This window comes from Streptomyces capoamus (assembly GCF_014654935.1).
In the GTDB taxonomy this organism is placed as follows: Bacteria; Actinomycetota; Actinomycetes; order Streptomycetales; family Streptomycetaceae; genus Streptomyces; species Streptomyces capoamus.
In genome coordinates this window covers 277587-280936 of record NZ_BNBF01000008.1, presented here as the reverse complement: position 1 = coordinate 280936, position 3350 = coordinate 277587, and the positions used below count along the sequence as shown (strand labels likewise).

Below are 3350 nucleotides of genomic sequence, written 5' to 3'. Positions count from 1 at the left end.
GTACGCTCGCGCCCGCGTTGGGCCCGCCGTGCTTGCGGGTGTTGGTGAGCGCCTCCTGCACGATCCGGTAGGCGGTCAGCTCCACGCCGCTGGGCAGCGGGCGAGGGGTGCCCTCCACCTTGAAGTCGACCGGCAGGCCGGAACTGCGGCACTGCTCGACGAGGTCGTCGATCTGTTCGACGTCGGGCTGCGGGACGTACTCCCCGCTCTCCTGGTGCTCGCCGGTGCGCAGCACGCCCAGCAGGCGGCGCATCTCGGCCAGGGCCTGGCGGCCGGTGGAGGAGATCGTCTCCAGGGCCTTGCGCGCCTGGTCGGGTGCGGCGTCCATGACGTAGGCGGCACCGTCGGCCTGCACCACCATCACCGACACGTTGTGCGCGACGACGTCGTGCAGCTCGCGCGCGATGCGGGCGCGTTCGGCGGCCACCGCGACCTTCGACTGCGCCTCGCGCTCCTTCTCCAGACGGGCCGCGCGCTCCTCCAGCTGGGCGAAGTAGGCGCGCCGGGTGCGCATGGAGTCGCCGAGCACCCAGGCGAGGGCGAAGGGCACCGTCTGGAAGACGGCTATGGCGATCTGCCCGACGAAGCTGGAGTGCTCCGCCGGCCAGCGGATCTGGGCCACGGCCGCCGCGCAGAGGCTGACGGCGAGGGCGAGCCGGGAGGCCCAGCGCGCACCGACCGCCGCGACCGTGTAGGTGATCACCAGCATGGCGAAGTCGGAGACGGTCGTCTCGATGTCCAGGACCACCTGGGCCAGCCCGGTCACCAGGGCGACGACCAGCATGGGCTCGGGGAACCGGCGGCGCAGCGCCACGACGACGCCCAGGACGGCGGACACGGCCAGCCCCTCGGCGAGGGTTCCGTGGTGGCCCGGCACCCCGTCGAGGTTGACCACGCTCACCGCGGAGATCCCGAGCAGGGCGACAGCCCAGAAGGTGTCGACCCAGGTCGGGTGGCGGCGGAGGAAGTCATAGAGGCGCTGCACGTAACCCAGCGTAGGGAAAACAGATGAGTGCGGGGGTCAACCGAAGGACCGATCCGCGTCCGGCGCGCGTACTCCGCAAGGTGGATGCCGTGATCATCTGTGTGCCTAGTCTGGTGCGGTGACGGATGAGACGACGACGGACGGCTCCGCCGCGCGGCCCGGAGCGCGCGGCTGGCGCGCGGCGGCCGGGGCGGCCCTGTACGGCCCCGGTGGCTTCTACCGGCGTCCCGAGGGCCCGGCCGGTCACTTCCGTACGTCCGTGCACGCCTCCCCCCTCTTCGCGCGGGCCGTGGCCAGGCTGCTGTGCCGGGTCGACGAGGCGCTGGGCCGGCCCGCGGTTCTGGACTTCGTCGACGTGGGCGCCGGGCGGGGGGAGCTGGTCGGCGCCGTGCTCGCCGCGCTGCCGGCCGACGTGGCGGCACGCGTGCGGGCGTACGCCGTGGAGATCGCCGACCGCCCGGCCGGCCTGGACGAGCGGATCACCTGGCTGGGCCGCCTCCCGGACGCGGTCACCGGGCTGCTGTTCGCCAACGAGTGGCTGGACAACGTGCCGGTGGACGTCGCGGAGGTGGATCGCGCGGGCGTGCCCCGGCTGGTGCTCGTGGCACAGGACGGTTCCGAGCGGCTCGGGGAGCCCGTGACGGGCGCGGCGGCGGACTGGCTCGCTCGCTGGTGGCCGCTGCCGGCCGAGGAGGGCCTGCGGGCGGAGATCGGACTGCCCCGGGACCGGGCCTGGGCGGCGGCCGTGGACCGGGTGGCACGGGGCCTGGCGGTGGCCGTGGACTACGCGCACACCCTGGACACCCGTCCCCCGTTCGGCACGCTCACCGGCTTCCGGGAGGGCCGCGAGACGGCACCTGTGCCGGACGGGTCGTGCGACATCACGGCGCACGTCGCCTTGGACGCGTGCGCGGCGGCGCCCGGCGGCCGGCCGTACGCACCGTCGGACACGCCCCGCACGCCCTTCGACGCGGCGCGCGATCCTGCCGAGATGTGCGCGGACGCGGCTCTTGCGTCGGCGCCCCGCACGCCAGACACGCCCCCCGACGCGGCGCAGGCGCTGCCCGGCACGACGCACGGGTCCCCCGAAACGGCGCGCGAGCTTGCTCCCGCGCGCCTCCTCACGCAACGCGCCGCTCTGCACGCCCTCGACCTCACCGGCGCACGCCCCCCGCTGGCGCTGGCCTCGACGGACCCCGCCGCCTATGTGCGCGCGCTGGCGAGCGCGGGCGAGGCCGCCGAGCTGACGGCGCCGGGCGGTCTCGGCGACTTCGGCTGGCTGCTCCAGCCGGTCGGCATCCCCGACCCCCTGGAGCACCGGTGGGAGCGGGGCCGTCCGCGGGACCCGTCGGGCCGGTAGGACGTACCCGACCACGGCCCTCTCACGGGCCCCGTCCGCCCGGCCGGCCTACTTGTCGATGTCGCCGACCACGAAGAACATCGACCCCAGGATCGCCACCATGTCCGCCACCAGCGTCCCCGGCAGCAGCTCGGTCAGCGCCTGGATGTTGTTGTACGAGGCCGAGCGCAGCTTCAGCCGGTACGGCGTCTTCTCGCCCTTGCTGACCAGGTAGTAGCCGTTGATCCCGAGCGGGTTCTCGGTCCACGCGTACGTGTGGCCCTCGGGCGCCTTCAGCACCTTCGGCAGCCGCTGGTTGATCGGCCCGGGCGGCAGCTCGGCGAGCCGGTCCAGGCAGGCGTCGGCGAGGTCCAGCGCGTTGTGGGTCTGCGCCAGCAGCACCTCGAAGCGGGCCAGGCAGTCGCCCTCGCTCCGGGTCACCACCTCCAGGGTGTCCTGGAGGTCGCCGTACGCCAGGTACGGCTCGTCGCGGCGCAGGTCGAAGTCGACGCCCGAGCCGCGCGCGATGGGCCCGCTCACGCCGTACGCGTGCACCGCCTCCGGCGCGAGCGTGCCCACGCCCCGCGTGCGCCCCCGGAAGATCTCGTTGCCGAGCACCAGGTCGTCGAAGACGTCCATGCGGGAGCGCACGTCGGCGACGGCGGCACGCGCGCGGGCGGTCCAGCCGGCCGGCAGGTCCTCCTTGAGGCCGCCGACGCGGTTGAACATGTAGTGCATGCGCCCGCCGGAGACCTCCTCCATGACGTTCTGGAGCACCTCGCGCTCCCGGAACGCGTAGAACACCGGCGTGATCCCGCCCAGCTCCAGCGGGTAGGAGCCGAGGAACATCAGGTGGTTCAGCACCCGGTTCAGCTCGGCCAGCAGGGTGCGCGTCCACACCGCACGCTCGGGGACCTCCATGCCGAGCATCCGCTCGACGGCGAGGACCACGCCCAGCTCGTTCGAGAACGCCGACAGCCAGTCGTGGCGGTTGGCGAGCACGATGATCTGGCGGTAGTCGCGGGC

At 73.9% G+C, this 3350-nt stretch carries 3 protein-coding genes; 1 reads left to right on the top strand and 2 read right to left on the bottom strand.

Annotated elements, in window-relative coordinates; genetic code table 11:
* Positions 1 to 985, bottom strand: a 985-nt coding sequence (locus IE312_RS15770; RefSeq protein ID WP_229899836.1) for a sensor histidine kinase, incomplete at its 3' end; no start/stop codon positions are given.
* Between the two features lie 118 nt (positions 986 to 1103).
* Here IE312_RS15770 and IE312_RS15765 point away from each other — a divergent pair.
* A complete protein-coding gene (locus IE312_RS15765; protein ID WP_189982205.1) occupies positions 1104 to 2345 on the top strand; it encodes an SAM-dependent methyltransferase in 1242 nt (413 codons plus the stop codon).
* A gap of 48 nt (positions 2346 to 2393) precedes the next feature.
* Here the strand turns inward: IE312_RS15765 and IE312_RS15760 are convergent.
* Positions 2394 to 3350 (bottom strand): NADH-quinone oxidoreductase subunit D (locus tag IE312_RS15760; RefSeq protein ID WP_229899834.1); only part of this gene is annotated, 957 nt, incomplete at its 5' end.